The 15,315-nt window shown below is 73.9% G+C and carries 13 protein-coding genes; 4 read left to right on the top strand and 9 right to left on the bottom strand.

Annotation, left to right across the window (positions count from 1 at the left end; translation table 11 throughout):
- Nucleotides 1–68: 68 nt before the first annotated feature.
- The 8 genes from ACFV04_RS04620 to ACFV04_RS04585 form a co-directional block, all read right to left on the bottom strand.
- Entirely contained in the window at nucleotides 69–1,025 is a 957-nt protein-coding gene (locus ACFV04_RS04620; protein WP_380526759.1) for an ABC transporter substrate-binding protein, read from the bottom strand.
- 39 nt (nucleotides 1,026–1,064) lie between these two features.
- Nucleotides 1,065–1,742 carry an ABC transporter permease gene (locus tag ACFV04_RS04615; RefSeq protein ID WP_380526757.1) on the bottom strand — a complete coding sequence of 226 codons (678 nt, stop codon included), beginning with the start codon at nucleotides 1,740–1,742 and terminating at the stop codon, nucleotides 1,065–1,067.
- Nucleotides 1,739–2,407 carry an ABC transporter permease gene (locus tag ACFV04_RS04610; protein WP_380348568.1) on the bottom strand — a complete coding sequence of 223 codons (669 nt, stop codon included), beginning with the start codon at nucleotides 2,405–2,407 and terminating at the stop codon, nucleotides 1,739–1,741. The genes ACFV04_RS04615 and ACFV04_RS04610 overlap by 4 nt, the downstream gene beginning before the upstream one ends.
- Nucleotides 2,397–3,629: an ABC transporter ATP-binding protein gene (locus tag ACFV04_RS04605; protein ID WP_380526755.1), complete on the bottom strand. Its 1,233-nt coding sequence runs from the start codon at nucleotides 3,627–3,629 to the stop codon at nucleotides 2,397–2,399. The genes ACFV04_RS04610 and ACFV04_RS04605 overlap by 11 nt, the downstream gene beginning before the upstream one ends.
- A 339-nt stretch (nucleotides 3,630–3,968) precedes the next feature.
- Complete coding sequence (locus ACFV04_RS04600) at nucleotides 3,969–4,355, bottom strand: rhodanese-like domain-containing protein (protein WP_380348572.1); 387 nt, start codon at nucleotides 4,353–4,355, stop codon at nucleotides 3,969–3,971.
- Nucleotides 4,349–4,876 carry a cysteine dioxygenase gene (locus tag ACFV04_RS04595; protein WP_380526753.1) on the bottom strand — a complete coding sequence of 176 codons (528 nt, stop codon included), beginning with the start codon at nucleotides 4,874–4,876 and terminating at the stop codon, nucleotides 4,349–4,351. Before ACFV04_RS04595 ends, ACFV04_RS04600 begins: the two co-directional genes overlap by 7 nt.
- A gap of 190 nt (nucleotides 4,877–5,066) precedes the next feature.
- Nucleotides 5,067–5,144, bottom strand: a complete 78-nt coding sequence (locus ACFV04_RS04590; protein WP_101948289.1) for a putative leader peptide — start codon at nucleotides 5,142–5,144, stop codon at nucleotides 5,067–5,069.
- A gap of 121 nt (nucleotides 5,145–5,265) precedes the next feature.
- Nucleotides 5,266–8,478, bottom strand: a complete 3,213-nt coding sequence (locus ACFV04_RS04585; protein WP_380526751.1) for a hypothetical protein — start codon at nucleotides 8,476–8,478, stop codon at nucleotides 5,266–5,268.
- 426 nt (nucleotides 8,479–8,904) lie between these two features.
- Here ACFV04_RS04585 and ACFV04_RS04580 point away from each other — a divergent pair, with 426 nt between their 5' ends.
- From ACFV04_RS04580 to ACFV04_RS04565, 4 genes are all read left to right on the top strand, one after another.
- Nucleotides 8,905–9,747, top strand: a complete 843-nt coding sequence (locus ACFV04_RS04580; RefSeq protein ID WP_360251349.1) for a nitrilase-related carbon-nitrogen hydrolase — start codon at nucleotides 8,905–8,907, stop codon at nucleotides 9,745–9,747.
- 11 nt (nucleotides 9,748–9,758) lie between these two features.
- Nucleotides 9,759–11,189: a dihydropyrimidinase gene (gene hydA, locus ACFV04_RS04575; protein WP_380526748.1), complete on the top strand. Its 1,431-nt coding sequence runs from the start codon at nucleotides 9,759–9,761 to the stop codon at nucleotides 11,187–11,189.
- Nucleotides 11,190–11,274: 85 nt separating this feature from the next.
- The gene (locus ACFV04_RS04570) at nucleotides 11,275–12,288 is read left to right on the top strand and encodes a TIGR03842 family LLM class F420-dependent oxidoreductase (RefSeq protein WP_380348581.1); all 1,014 of its coding nucleotides are present in this window, start codon (nucleotides 11,275–11,277) and stop codon (nucleotides 12,286–12,288) included.
- Nucleotides 12,289–12,327: 39 nt separating this feature from the next.
- Complete coding sequence (locus ACFV04_RS04565; RefSeq protein ID WP_380526746.1) at nucleotides 12,328–13,905, top strand: NCS1 family nucleobase:cation symporter-1; 1,578 nt, start codon at nucleotides 12,328–12,330, stop codon at nucleotides 13,903–13,905.
- Between the two features lie 60 nt (nucleotides 13,906–13,965).
- Here ACFV04_RS04565 and ACFV04_RS04560 read toward each other — a convergent pair whose 3' ends face one another.
- A complete protein-coding gene (locus ACFV04_RS04560; protein WP_380526744.1) occupies nucleotides 13,966–15,210 on the bottom strand; it encodes a glycosyltransferase in 1,245 nt (414 codons plus the stop codon).
- Nucleotides 15,211–15,315: the final 105 nt, after the last annotated feature.

Genomic DNA, 15,315 nt, shown 5'->3' with positions numbered 1-15,315 from the left:
CGGGAGGACTCCTCCCGGGCCGCCGTCCGCCGCCGGCAGTCCGTGTCGGCGTGCCGCCGTACGAGCCGTCAGCCGAGGCCGTTGGACTTCAGCCAGTCCTTGGCCACCGCCGACGGGTCCTCCTTGTCCACCGCGACGCGCTTCATCAGCGCCGTCAGCCCCGCCGTGTCGAGCTTGGCCGACACCGCGTTGAGCGCCGCCGTCGCCGTGGCGTCCACGCCCGACTTGTTGACCAGCGGGGTGATGTTCTGCGCACCGAAGACGTTCTTCGGGTCGGCCAGCGCGACGAGCTTGTACTGGACGATCTTCGGGTCGGTGGTGAACACGTTGCCGACCTGGACGCCGCCGTCCTTGAGCGCGTTCGCGGTGGTGTCGGCGGTGGGCTTCCACTCCTTGAAGGTCAGCCCGTAGACGTCCTTGAACTGCTGCTCGCGGCGGGACTTGAACTCCGGCGGACCGCCGATGGTGAGCTCGCCGGCCTTGGCGGCCAGGTCGGAGATGGTCTTGAGGTTGTACTTGTCGGCGGTCTCCTGGGAGACGCTGAGCGAGTCCTTGTCCTCGGCGGGGGAGGAGTCGAGGATCCCCAGCGCGGCGGGCAGCGTCGTGGCGAGCGCCGCGTTGACGTCCTGGGTGCTGACGGCGGTGGACTTGGCGTCCAGGTAGGCCAGCAGGGCGCCGTTGTACTCGGGCAGGACGGTGAGGTTGCCGCTCTGCAGCTGCCCGTAGAGGACCTCGCGGCTGCCGATGTTGAACTTCTCCTCGACCTTGACGCCCTTGGCCTTGAGGGCCTGTGAGTAGATCGAGCCGAGCAGGACGTTCTCCGGGAAGTTCGCCGAGCCGACGACCACGGTCGACCCGGATCCGCCGCCCGAGGCGGGGCCTCCCGAGCCGCCCGACCCGGTCGATGCGCTCGGACCCCCGCCGAGCGGGTCGCCGCCGGAGGAGCCGCAGGCGGTGGCGCCGAGCGCGAGTGCGGCGAGCGTGCCGAGGACGACCGCGCGCCGGCCTCGCTTCATTGTCGACATGGTGACAGATGTCCTTCCGGAGAGGATGGGGAGAGGAGTTCAGCGGGCCCGGTGCTGGGCGCGCACCCCGGGCGGGAGCGCGAACCGGGCGAGCAAGGCGAAGAACAGCTGGGCGGCGACCGCGAGCAGCACCACCAGCAGCGCCCCGCCGACGGTCACGGCGTACTTGCGGGTCGCCAGCCCGTCGATGACGTAGCGGCCGAGCCCGCCCAGTCCGACGTAGGCGGCCACCGTGGCGGTCGCGATCACCTGGACGGTCGCGGTGCGGAAGCCCGCCAGCAGGGTCGGCGCGGCCGCGGGAAGGCAGACCTGCCGCAGCACCTGGGAGTGGGTCAGGCCGATGCCGCGCGCGGCGTCCCGGACGTCCGGGTCGGTGCCGCGCACCCCCTCGACGGAGGCCACCAGCAGCGGCGGCGCGGCCAGCGCGACCAGCGGGATCAGGACCGCGGTGTCGCCGACCCCGGCGAACAGCACCGCCAGCGTCACCAGGCCGAGGGTGGGCAGGGCGCGGGCGGCGCCGGCCATCGCGGTCACCACGGTGACGCCGCGCCCGGTGTAGCCGATCAGCAGCCCGAGCGGGACGGCGAGCAGCGCCGCGAACAGCAGGGCTTCGCCGGAGAGCAGCATGTGCTCGGAGACCCGGTGCGCTATCGAGTCCGGGCCGCTGCGGTGGTCCGCGGCGGTGAAGAAGTCACCGAGCCAGGTCAGCCAGTTCACGAGCCCGCCCCCTTCTCCCGGACGGCCCAGGGCGCGAGCACCCGCCGGGCGCCCACCAGCAGCAGGTCCACGGCCAGTGCGAGGACCGCGATCAGCGCGATGCCGGCCACGATCGGGGTCGGGAAGGTGCGCTGGAAGCCGTCGATGAAGAGGTACCCGAGCCCGCCGCGCCCGACCAGCGCGCCGACGCTCGCCAGCGAGATGCTGGACACCGCCGCCACCCTCAGCCCGGCGATCAGGTACGGGACGGCCGCCGGCAGTTCGACCGACGTCAGCCGGTGCCACGGCCCGTAGCCCATCGCGGTGGCGGCCTGCCGGACGGCGTCCGGGACGGCCCGCAGCCCGTCCACGGTGGTCGGCAGCAGGACGGCCAGGGCGTAGAAGGTGAGCGGGATCATCACGGTCGCCTGGGTGGCGAGCCCGGTGTACGGGATCAGCACCACGAACACGGCCAGCGAGGGCAGCGCGTAGACGATGTTGAAGACGGCGGACAGTGGCTGGTAGAGCCGGGGGAAGCGGGCGCAGGCCAGGCCGAGCGGCACGGCCAGCAGTAGGCCGACGAGCACGGGGACGAGGGCGATCACGGCGTGGTCGGCGAGCAGGTGGCCGAGGTAGCCGAGGTGGTCCCCGATCCAGTACCAGCGGACGATCGGTTCATCGTCCACCGGGGACTCCGTCCGGGGTGGCGCCGTCGGAATACCCGTCCATGGAGGGCCCGCCGTCGGAGGGTCCGGCGCCGGTGGGTCCGGCGGTCCGAACGGGCGCGGCTGCTCCGGGCCGGAGCGCGGCGAGGACGGCCTCGCGGCTCGCGGTGCCGGTGGCCCGACCCTCGGCGTCCAGTGCGACCGCGACTCCGGCGGGGGAGAGGACGGCGGCGTCCAGCGCGGTGCGCAGGGTGTCGGTGTCCGGCCGGAAGGCGGCGGCCGGGTGCAGTTCGGCGGTGACGGCGTCGCGGTCGATCCACCCGATCGGGCGGCGCTCGTCGTCCAGGGCCAACTCCCAGCCGCCGTACCTGAGTCCGTCCGGGGGCCCGTTGTCGATGCCGTTCGTCAGCCCGGCGTCGGCGACGTCCTTGAGTCCGGTGCCGGGTCCGGCCTTGGGCGCGTCGCCGACCGGGCGCAGCGTGATGGTGCTCGCGGGGCGCAGCCCGAGGCCGCGCAGGCCGCGGTCGCGGCCGAGGAAGGCGGCCACGCCGTCGTCGGCGGGGGTGGTGAGCAGGGTGTGCGGGTCGGCCAGCTGGGCGATCCGGCCCTGTTCGCGCAGCACCACCACCTGGTCGCCGAGCCGGACGGCCTCCTCGATGTCGTGGGTGACGAACAGCACCGTCTTGCGCAGCTCGGACTGCAGCCGCAGCAGCTCCTCCTGGAGTCCGGCGCGCACCACGGGGTCGACGGCGCTGAACGGCTCGTCCATCAGCAGCACCGGCGGGTCGGCGGCCAGGGCGCGCGCGACGCCGACCCGTTGCTGCTGGCCGCCGGACAGCTGGAACGGGTACCGCTTGGCGGTCTCGGGCGCGAGCCCGACCAGTTCGAGCAGTTCGGCGGCCCGCGCGCGGGCCTTCTTGCGGTCCCAACCGAGCAGGTGGGGGACGGTGGCGATGTTGTCGATCACCTTGCGGTGCGGGAACAGCCCGGCCTGCTGGATCACGTACCCGATGCCGCGGCGCAGCTTGGCTGGTTCCAGCTCCGCGACGTCGGTGCCGTCCAGCAGGACCCGGCCCGAGGTGGGCTCGACCATCCGGTTGACCATGCGCAGCAGGGTGGTCTTGCCGCAGCCGGACGGTCCGACCAGGACGGTTATCCGACCGGTCGGGACCTCAAGGTCCAGGCCCTCGACGGCGACTGTGCCGTCGGGGTGGCGCTTTCCGGCGCTCTCGAATCTGATCACGGGGTGTTTCCTCGTCAGGGCGCCCCGGGGAGGCGGCGCCTGTGTCGGTCGGTCGTTCGATTGTTGGTGGTTTGTCGACAAACGGCGGTGCGGATCGGTGGTGGTGGCGCTTGTCGTACCAACCGCCCGGGCGTTCTTCCGCCCGCGTGGCTGCCCAGGTTCGGACCGGCCGAAACTCCGATCAGACTATGACCTGCGTCATCTCCTGTCTCTGATTTACCGCCGGGCGCGTGCCGCCGGACCGGTCGCGGCCGAGCTGATGGGCGCCTCCCGGCCGAGTCGGCGTCACCTCCCGTCGGCGGTGACGCCTCCCCTCCCGGCCCCGTCGAAGGCTTCGGTTCAGCCGCCCTGACGGGTCGGCAGGCCGGATGCCGCCCAGCCGACGAACCCGCCGTCCAGGTCGGTCGCCCGGTGCAACCCCAGCTCGCGGAGCGAGGCGGCGGCCAGGCTGGAGGCGTAGCCCTCCGAGCAGACCACGATCACCTCGACGTCGTGGCCCGAGGCCTCGGGGATGCGGTGACTGCCCGTCGGGTCGAGTCGCCACTCCAGGACGTTGCGCTCGATGATCAGCGAGCCCGGGATCTCGCCCTCGGCCGCCCGCTGCGCCGCCGGACGGATGTCCACCAGCAGCGCGCCGTCCAGCTGGGCCTGGTAGGCCTCCCGGGCGCGCGGGCGGTGGACCCCCTCGCGGGCCCGCTCCACCAGGTCGTCGATCGTGGTCACCATTGCTCCGGTCCTTCCTCCGAGGTGCGGACGAGCCCTCCGGCCCGCAGGTCGTAGTGCGCCATCGAGCTCAGCGGGGGCGAGTAGGCGTGCAGGGTGACGGCGGGCCCGGACGCGGTGTTGCGCACGTCGTGCACGTACTCGGGGCCGAAGGCCCGGGCGGTGCCCGCCGGGACCCGGCGGATCAGCAGGCCCTGGTCCGGGCCGCCGAGGGACAGCTCCTCCAGCTCGCCGAGGGCGACGGTGAAGGCGCCGCGCGAGCCGCCGTGGTCGTGGAAACCGGTGGACTGGCCCGGCAGCCAGCTGATCAGCCACACCTCGTGGTCGTCCTCGGCCACCAGGCGCCGGTACCAGCGCTCCTCGGTGGAGAGCCGGACGTGCTGGATCCACCGGTCGGGCTGCTCGGCCAGGTCACGGACGATGGTCCGGAGGGTGCCGGGGGTGAGCGGGGCCCGGGCTCCGGCCCCGGGGGGAGCGGGCGTCGGGCTCTCGGAGGCGGTGGCCGTACGGGTGTGCGGACTCATCAAGGCGTCCTCGGGTGCGCGGAACGTCGGCAGGGGTGTCCGGTCCGGCGGACGGTGGCGGGCGCGGGCCGGCGGAGCGGCCCGGCACGCCGCACGGGGTGCGCCGGGGCGGGGTCAGAACTGCGGGTGCGGGTGCGCGGCGCGGGCCCTGGCAGACGTCACAGGGCGGGACCGGCGGGGGAAGTCAAGGTCAACAGGCACAGATGGAACTCGCCTGGCGTCGCAGATCGACGTGCAGGCGGCAGACCAGAGTGGTGCCGGAGTCCATGCGCCGGATCCTTCCCGAGCGAACCGGAGGAAGTCAAGCCGGTCCGCGGGCCCGCCGGCGTCCGTTCACGGTGCCGCGCCGCCGCCCGGTGGCGCCGCGACACCGCGGACGGCCGGGCCGGCTACCCCTCGGCGGGGCGGCGCGGCGCCGGTGGGGCCGTGCCGGCGGCGGACGGCGAAGACCCGGCACCGCCGGGTGGCTGCCCGGGCACCGCAGCGGCGGGCCCGGCTGCGGCGGCCGGGACGGCTGCCCCGGTGTTCAGGGCCTGCTCGATCACCGGTGCGGCCCGGTCGCCGAGGTGGCGGCCGAGGGTCTGGTAGGCGTCGAACTGCCGGTGGTCGAACCACTGGTCGCTGGTGGCGTCGTTCGGGAAGGCCCGGTTCTCCGTGGCGTACGCGTGCAGCTCGTAGGGCAGGTCGGGGGTGAGCGCGGCCTTGAGGACGATCAGGGTGCCGCGGCGATCGGCCTCGGGCGTGTCGCCGTCCAGGTCCGGGTAGCGGATGTCGCCGGTGATGACCGCCCGGGCCGACAGCCGGGCGGACAACTGCGCGGCGAGCCCCCGCAACGGCGGCCGCCCGTCGTCGGGGCCGTCCGGTCCGGAGGGCTGCTCCTCGGCGGCGCTGCCCGGGACCAGCAGGTCCGGCTCGTGCAGGGTGATCTCCACGCCCAGTTCCTCGCGGGCCAGGGTGATCGCGGCGGCGAGGGCGGAGGCGTGGCCCGCGTCGCCGCTGGAGTCGACGCAGACCGCCGTGCGCACCCGGTGCCGCAGCAGCTCGACCAGGCCGAGGTTCTCGTAGTGACCGCCGTCGGTGGTGAGCAGGAACCGGTCGTCGGCCGGGAACCGCCCGGTCAGCTCCCGCAGTTGGTACGGGAGCCGGCGGACGGCGGGTTGCGCGGGGCGGCGCCAGTCCCGGCTGCCGGACCAGTCCGGGCCGAGCACCGAGGGATTGGGCAGCCAGGTGCCGAGGCGCGCGTTGGTCACCGCGAACAGCCCCTGGTAGACCCGGGATTCACGGCCCATCGCGGAGGAGAACGCGGCCCCGGAGACGGCCATCGCCGACTGGACGGTGAGGTCCCGGGCGATGTGCCGCCGGGTGCGCCGCTCCAGCAGGTCGGTGCGCGCGTATCCGACGTCCGGGCCGCCCACGTAGTCGAACGAGAGCGAGAAGGACACCGCCCGACGGCCCGGCGGCGTACGGGAGTTGCCGGACAGGTTGGCCGCCGCCGAGAAGATCACCTGGGGGAAGTCCGGGTGCCGGGCCCCGTAGTGGCTGAGCCGGGTCCGCTCGCGGAAGAAGTCGTACGGGCGGGCCAGGGACCGGCCGCCGTCGGTGGCCCGGCGGACCGCGAACGCCGAGGCCAGCCGCTGCCGGTAGAACGGGTGCAGGCTCATCCAGGTCTGGTCGAGGTTGAGCCCGACCGCGCCGAGCACCAGCGGCAGCAGCACCTGGAAGGCCGCCGGCCAGGCGTACCCGGTGGCGACCGCCCAGCCGAGGGCCAGCAGCGCGCCCGTCGTCAGTGCCAGCGCGGCCGCCCACACCACCAGGTACTGGGTGAGGGTGGAGGTCAGGCCGCCACCGGCCCGGCCGGTGTCGCGCAGCGCCCCGCCGAGGGCGGAGGCGCCCCGGCCGACCGTCCGGCGGTCGCGCCAGAGGATGCCGAGCAGCAGTGCCAGGTAGCTGAGCACCACGGTCAGGCTGAGACCGGCACCGGTCAGCTGCGGGCCGGCCGCCAGGGACTGCTGGAGCCGCACCGCCCCCCAGGCCAGCCCGGGGACCGCCAGCACGCCGACGGCCAGCAGGCCGGCCAGCCCGAGCGCGGCGAGGTTGAGCCGGCGCAGGGCGCGCGGCAGCACCGCCTGCCAGCCGAGCGACGGGAAGGCCAGCAGCCACAGCAGCCAGCACCCGGCGGCCGCCGCCGGCAGCGCGCCGACGGCGGCGAGCGCGGGCGCCCGGAACTCCAGCGCACCCGGCACGGCGCCCGGGTGGCGCAGGCCGGCCGCCGCCAGCCGGCCCAGGTCGGTGAGCGGGACGGCGTGGTAGAAGCGGCTCAGCGCGAGACCGAGCGTCAGGACGGCCGCCAGCAGCAGGGTGAGCGCGGACAGCACGCCGCGCAGCAGCGTCCCGAGGGCGACCAGCCACTGCCCGGCGCCGTCGGCGAGGTACTTGCCGTGCCGGCGGAGGTGGTCCTCCTCCGGGGAACCGGGCTCCATCACGGTGTCGGCCGTCAGGCCGGAGACGGCGTGCACCGGGCTGTCGGGCGCGGAGTCGCTGAGCGCGAGCTGCAGCGCGCCGACGGTGTAGCCGCCGCCCGAGACGGAGACGAGGTACCTGGCCCGCTTCAGCCAGGGCCGCAGCGACTGGAGCGCGCCGAGCGTGACGCAGGCCGAGCGGATCCCGCCGCCCGAGACGCAGAAGCCGAGTTCGGCGGGCTCCCGGCCGGGCGGCACCCGGGCGGCGTCGCGCCAGTGGGCGTGCCGGTCGGGTCCGGCCTGTGGGGCTGGTGGGGCCACTGTGAGTGCCGGGGCCGGTGGGGTCGGTGTGGCCGGTGTGAGCGCCGGGGCCGGTGTGGCCTTCGAGGGCGGCAGGTGCGGGCGCGGCGCCGGCTCGCCGTGCCGGGTGGCCACCGGCCAGGGCGGGATCAGCGCCGGGCGGTCGGCGGTGCCCTCGCTCGCGCCCCCGTCGGCGGCCGGGACTCCGTCGACGGCCGCGGCGCCGCCGGTCCGGGCCGGCAGCAGCCCGCGCACCGCCCGGGCGGCGGTCACCGCCACGATGCCCACCGCGACCGCCCCGGCGGGCAGGAGCAGCAGCCACTTGACGGTGGCGAGCGCGGTGGCGACCGCGAAGGGGGCGTCGGACGCCGTGGTGGAGAGGCCGTTGAGCCCGTCGCGCAGGAGTGCGTCCTCGCCGAGGTCGCAGCAGGCGGCGAGCAGGCCGGCGCCGCCGACCGCGAGCGCCGGCGGCCGGCGTAACCCGCCCCCGAGCACGTACCCGCCGAGCAGCGCGGCGGCCACCAGGGTCAGCCCGTACCCGCCGATCAGCCAGCCGTCGGCGCGCAGCGCGGCCAGGTAGTCGCCGGGGCGGCCGCCGACCACGGCCTCGGCGGCCGCACGGGACCCGGCCAGTTGGAGGGCGACGTCCCGCACGCTCGGAGCCAGGCGGCGGAACAGCGCCGCACCGAGGACCACCGGCAGCAGCGTGCCGACGGCCAGCAGCAGACCGGCCCAGGCAGGCAGGGCGGGCGGCCGCCCCGCCGGGCTGCCCCCGGCTGCCTCGCGCGTCGTGCCCGGCGCCTCACGCGTCGTGTCCGCCGCGGAGTTCGACTCCACTGTCATCCGTCACCCCCGTGCGGCCGCTCCGATCCCCCGTGGCCGGGCCGCCGAACTCGTATGAAACCACCGAGGACTGACGGTCCGCAGTGATCCACGACGGTCTCGACGCGGCTCCTACCCCGTGCTGGCCGGATCCGCACCCCGGGTGCCCGGTTTCACTCGAATGAGTAAGGAGGCTACGTACGGGGTAGATGAGCCTTTCATCCCACCCAGGACCGTCCGCGTGTCCGCGCAACAGGATCGCCCCAGACGCGTTTCCGCCGACGTATTGTCAGGCCACCAAGGCCCGGCCTACCGTCTACAGATCGCTTTCTACGCACGTAGACCCCCGCGGATCCCCGAGCGGACCCGCGGGTCAGACCCGCCCCGTCAACCATCGGACCGCGGGCCCCGACCGCACGGCCGGGCCGCGGAGTTGCGGAGGTACCCATGTCGCAGATCGTCCGTGCCGCGCTCGTCCAGACCCGTTGGACCGGCGACCAGGAGAGCATGATCGCGCTCCACGAGCGGTACGCCCGGGAGGCCGCCGCCCAGGGCGCGAAGATCATCGGATTCCAGGAGGTCTTCAACTCGCCCTACTTCTGCCAGGTCCAGGAGCCCGAGCACTACCGCTGGGCCGAGGCCGTCCCGGACGGCCCGACCGTGCGCCGGATGCAGGACCTCGCCCGCGAACTCGGGCTGGTCGTCGTCGTCCCGGTCTACGAGGAGGAACAGGCCGGCGTCTACTACAACACCGCCGCCGTGATCGACGCCGACGGCAGCTACCTCGGCAAGTACCGCAAGCACCACATCCCGCAGGTCAAGGGCTTCTGGGAGAAGTACTACTTCAAGCCCGGCAACCTCGGCTGGCCGGTGTTCGACACCGCCGTCGGCAAGGTCGGGGTCTACATCTGCTACGACCGCCACTTCCCCGAGGGCTGGCGCGCCCTGGGCCTGGCCGGCGCGCAGATCGTCTACAACCCCTCCGCCACCAGCCGCGGCCTGTCCGCCTACCTGTGGCAGCTCGAACAGCCCGCCGCCGCCGTCGCCAACGAGTACTTCGTCGCCGCCATCAACCGGGTCGGCACCGAGGAGTACGGCGACAACGACTTCTACGGCACCTCGTACTTCGTGGACCCGCGCGGCCAGTTCGTCGGCGACGTCGCCTCCGACAAGGAGGAGGAACTGGTCGTCCGCGACCTCGACCTCGGCCTGATCGAACAGGTCCGCCAGCAGTGGGCGTTCTACCGCGACCGCCGCCCCGACGCCTACGGACCACTGGCCGAGGCCTGAGGAGCAGCGCGATGACCACCCGCGACCCGCACCAGCGCACGATCGTCCGCGGCGGCCTCGTCATCACGGCCACCGACGAACTCCGTGCCGACGTCCTGATCGAGGGCGAGCGCGTCGCCGCCCTCGCCACCACCGGCAGCTCCGCCGCCGGGGCCTGGACCGCCGACACCGTCATCGACGCCACCGGCCACTACGTCGTCCCGGGCGGCGTCGACGCCCACACCCACATGGAACTGCCGTTCGGCGGCACCGCGGCCTCCGACACCTTCGAGACCGGCACCCGGGCCGCCGCCTGGGGCGGCACCACCACCATCGTGGACTTCGCCGTCCAGCCGGTCGGCGGCTCGCTGCGCGAGGGCCTGGACACCTGGCACGCCAAGGCCGACGGCAACTGCGCCGTCGACTACGCCTTCCACACCATCGTCTCCGACGTCAACGACGGCGTGCTGAAGGAGATGGACACCCTCGTCGACTCCGGCGAGTCCACCTCCTTCAAGCTCTTCATGGCCTACCCCGGCGTCTTCTACAGCGACGACGGACGCATCCTGCGGGCCATGCAGCGCGGCGCCGCCAACGGCGGGCTGATCATGATGCACGCCGAGAACGGCATCGCCATCGACGTCCTGGTCGAGCAGGCGCTCGCCGCCGGGAAGACCGACCCGCGGTACCACGGCGAGGTCCGCCGCGAACTGCTGGAAGCCGAGGCCACCCACCGGGCGATCAAGCTCGCCCAGGTCGCCGGCAGCCCGCTCTACGTGGTGCACGTCTCCGCCGCCTCCGCCCTCGCCGAACTCACCCGGGCACGCGACGCCGGCCTCAACGTCTTCGGCGAGACCTGCCCGCAGTACCTCTTCCTCTCCACCGACAACCTCGCCGAGGAGGGCGCCGACGGCTTCGAGGGCGCCAAGTACGTGTGCAGCACGCCGCTGCGGCCGCGCGAGCACCAAGAGGCGCTCTGGCGCGGGCTGCGCACCAACGACCTCCAGGTGGTCTCCACCGACCACTGCCCGTTCTGCTTCGTCGGGCAGAAGGAACTCGGGCGCGGGGACTTCTCGAAGATCCCCAACGGCCTCCCGGGGGTCGAGAACCGGATGGACCTGCTCCACCAGGCCGTGGTGGACGGGCACATCAGCCGGCGCCGCTGGATCGAGATCGCCTGCACCACGCCCGCCCGGATGTTCGGGCTGCACCCGCGCAAGGGCACCATCGCGCCGGGCGCCGACGCCGACCTCGTCGTCTACGACCCCACCGCGGTGCAGACCGTCTCCGCCGCGACCCACCACATGAACGTGGACTACTCCGCGTACGAGGGCCGCCGGCTCACCGGCCGGGCGCGCACCGTGCTCTCGCGCGGCACCGTCGTGCTGGACGACGGCACCTGGCTCGGCCGGGCCGGACACGGCACCTTCCTGCGCCGCGACACCTGCCAGTACCTGGTCTGAACCCGCACGTCCCCTTAGTCGACCAGCCGCCGCCCGGGCCCGACCGGCGGGCCGGGCGGCGGTCCCCCCTTTCCTGGAGCCACCCATGGACATCGGCCTCGTCCTGCAGACCGACCCGCCCGCCCGCACCCTCATCGACCGGATGATCCGTGCCGAACGCGCCGGGTTCAGCCACGGCTGGACCTTCGACTCCTGCGTCCTGTGGCAGGAGCCCTTCGTCATCTACAGCCGCATCCTCGCCGAGACCGAGCGGCTGACGGTCGGCTCGATGGTCACCAACCCCTCGACCCGCACCTGGGAGGTCACCGCCTCCCTGTTCGCCACGCTCAACGACATGTACGGCAACCGCACGGTCTGCGGGATCGGCCGCGGCGACTCCGCCATGCGGGTCGCCGGACGCCGCCCGGCCACCCTCGCCCGGCTCTCCGAAGCCATGCACGCCGTCAAGGAGTTGGCGGAAGGGCGCACCGTCGAGGTGGACGGCACCGAGATGCACCTGCCGTGGGTCGGCCCCGGTGCGTCGCTGCCGATCTGGATGGGCGCGTACGGCCCGAAGGCGCTGGCCCTGACCGGCCGGCAGGCGGACGGGTTCATCCTGCAACTGGCCGACCCCTACCTCACCGAGTTCATGGTCAAGGCGGTGCGGGCCGCCGCCGTCGAGGCGGGCCGGGACCCCGACTCGGTCACCATCTGCGTCGCCGCACCCGCCTACGTCACCGCCGACGACTCGCCCGCCGCGCTCGCCCACGCCCGGGAACAGTGCCGCTGGTTCGGCGGGATGGTCGGCAACCACGTCGCCGACCTGGTCACCCACTACGGCGAGCACTCCGACCTGGTGCCGGAGGCGCTCACCGACTACATCAAGGGCCGGCAGGGCTACGACTACAGCCACCACGGCCGCGCCGGGAACCCGGACACGGCCTTCGTCCCGGACGAGATCGTGGACCGCTTCTGCCTGATCGGCCCGGCCGAGGTGCAGCGTGCCCGGCTGGCGGAACTCCGCTCGCTCGGCGTCCACCAGTTCGCCGTCTACGCGATGCACGACGCGATCGAGTCCACCATCGACGCCTACGGGACGGACGTCATCCCGCACTTGTGATCCCCGAGCGATCCCAGCTGCAGCAGACGGGAGTTGCCCATGGCCGACACCGCGACCGGCGGCGGCGGACAGTGGCAGCACCCCGACGGACGGGTCGAACTCGACCCGTCCGTCGGGGAGTTGCCAGCCAACGGCTTCACCAGCGACGACCTGATACCGGTCCCGGTGGCACGGCGCACCTGGACCACCTACAACTTCCTCGCACTCTGGGTCGGCATGGCCCACAACATCCCCTCCTGGACGCTGGCCTCCGGCCTGGTCGCGATCGGCATGGACTGGAAGCAGGCGGTGCTGACCATCGCACTCGCCAACCTGATCGTGCTCGTCCCGATGCTGCTCACCGGGCACGCGGGCACCAAGTACGGCATCCCCTTCCCGGTCTTCGCCCGGGCCTCGTTCGGCCTGCGCGGCGCCAACCTGCCCGCGCTCCTGCGGGCGGCGGTCGCCTGCGCCTGGTTCGGCATCCAGACCTGGATCGGCGGGGAGGGCATCTTCCTGCTCGCCGGCAAGCTGCTCGGCGAATCCTGGCGCACCGCGGGCGAGTTCGCCGGCTACCCGTGGACCCAGTGGCTCTCCTTCCTGCTGTTCTGGCTGATCGAGATGGCCGTCATCGCCCGCGGCATGGAGGCGCTGCGCCGCTTCGAGAACTGGGCGGCGCCGTTCGTCATCGTCGGCGCGCTCGCCCTGCTGGTGTGGATCACCGTCAAGGCGGGCGGGTTCGGGCCGCTGCTCGACCAGCCGTCCGCGCTGGGGTGGGGCCGCGACTTCTGGAAGGTCTTCTTCCCGGCACTGATGGGCATGATCGGCTTCTGGTCCACCCTCTCGCTCAACATCCCTGACTTCACCCGCTTCGGCGGCAGCCAGCGGGCCCAGATCCGCGGCCAGGCGCTCGGGTTGCCGACCACGATGACGTTCTTCGCGCTGCTGTCCGTGCTCGTCACCTCCGGCTCCCAGGCCGTGTACGGCGAACCGGTGTGGGACCCGATCCAGCTCGCCGCGAAGATGGAGAACCCGGCCGGCATCCTGTTCGCACTGCTGACCGTCCTGGTCGCGACCCTGTCGGTGAACATCGCCGCCAACGTCGTCTCGCCGGCCTACGACCTCGCCAACCTGCTGCCCCGGTTCGTCAACTTCCGCACCGGGGCCCTGATCACGGGCGTCGTGGGCATCGCGATCTTCCCGTGGCGGCTGATCTCCGACCCGCACGTCTACATCTACACCTGGCTGGGCGTCGTCGGCGGCCTGCTCGGAACGGTCGCCGGCGTCCTGATCGCCGACTACTGGCTGCTGCGCCGCACCCGGCTCGAACTCGCCGAGCTCTACCGGCCGGGCGGGACGTACTGGTACGCGGGCGGCTGGAACCGGCGTGCCGTCGCGGCGCTGCTGGTGGGCGGCCTGCTGGCGGTCGGCGGCTCCTACTCCACCGTCGACGCCCACGGGGTCGAACAGGGCCCCTTCCCGGCCGACGGCCTCGTCCCCCTCCTCAAGCCGCTCGCCGACTACGGCTGGGCCGTCGGCCTCGCGTCCTCGGCGACCCTCTACGTCCTGCTCGGCCTCGGCCGGAGGCCCGAGGCCGGGGGTGGCGGGCGGCGGCGGAAGGTGCCGGCCGGGCGGTAGCGGTCGAAGGGCGGCGGGGCGGCGCTCACCGCTGTCGGCGCTCACCGCGGTGTCGGCCCGTCACCGGCTCGCCGCCGCACGCTCGACGGCCGTGAGGACCTTCGCGGCGCCGTCCTCGGTGGTGAGGGCGGCGGCGAGGACGCGGGCCCGGGTGCGGTAGTGGGGGGTGTCGAGAGTGCGGCGGAGGGCGGTGGCGAGGCGGGCGGCGGTGAGGGCGCGCAGCGGGACGGGGCCGGGGGAGACGCCGAGGGCGGTGAGCCGCGCGGACCAGAAGGGGGCGTCCAGTTGGGCGGGCACGGGCACGGTGGGGGTGCCGGAGCGGAGGGCGGCCGCCGTGGTGCCGGCTCCGGCGTGGTGGACCACGGCGGCCGTGCGGGGGAACAGCCAGTCGTGCGGGGTGTCGCCGATGGTCAGGACGGTATCCGAGTCCTCGGCGGTCAGGCCGCTCCAGCCCTCCTGCAGAAGGAGGCGCACCCGGGCGGCGCGGGCGGCGGCGAGGACGGTGGCGCTGAGCCGCTCGGGGTCCGGGACGACCAGGCTGCCGAAGCCGACGAAGACCGGGGGCGGCCCGGCGGCCAGGAAGTCGACGAGCCGGTCCGGGGGTTGCCAGTCCGGCCGGGCGGCCGGCCACCAGTAGCCCGCCACGTCCAGCCGGGGGTGCCAGTCGGCCGGGCGGGGGACGACCGTCGGTGAGAAGCCGTGCAGGACCGGGTGGTCGCGTCGGGCCCGGGAGATGCGGCGCGACGGCAGGCCGAGCCGGCGGCGCAGTCCGCGGACGGCCGGGGCGAACAGCTGGTCGGTCGCGGTCTGGACGGTGTGGCCGGCGAGCAGGTTGCCGGGCTTGGAGAGCGATCGCGTGCCGGTGACGGCGGGCGCGAACTCCCGAGTGGGGGAGATGGGTTGGAGGAACAGCCCGATGGTGGGAAGGCCGGCCGCCTCGGCGGCGACCTGACCGAGCGCGCTGGTGGTGCCGGTGGTCAGCAGGAGGTCGGTGCCGAGGGCGACGGCTTCGACGATCCCGTCCCCCAGCGCGGGCATGAACTTCCGGCCAAGTCGCAGGAGTCGGAGGACTGTTGCAGGGCCGCTGTCGGCCTGCAACAGCCGCTGCCCCCGGTCGGAGGCGAGTTCGGCGCGCGGGTCGACCGGCAGCGGGCGGAACTCCAGCCCCGCCGACCGTACGGATTCGGCGAAGGTGGTGTGGGTGGCGACGGCCACCTGGTGGCCGGCCGCCCGCAGGCGGACCCCGAGCCCGGTGAAGGGAGCCACGTCGCCGCGGGACCCGGCGGTGGCGATCAGGATGCGCATGGCCGCAGTATTCCGGCGCCGGCGGCTCGCCGGAAGGACGCCACGCACGGCGGGAAAGGGGGCGGCGGCCGGTTTCGGGTGCTCCGCGCGGCGGCGTCGGAACCG

The organism is Kitasatospora sp. NPDC059599 (assembly GCF_042735125.1).
Taxonomy (GTDB): domain Bacteria; phylum Actinomycetota; class Actinomycetes; order Streptomycetales; family Streptomycetaceae; genus Kitasatospora.
Note: the sequence above shows the minus strand (reverse complement) of the source record. Positions and strands in the feature narration are given on the sequence as shown.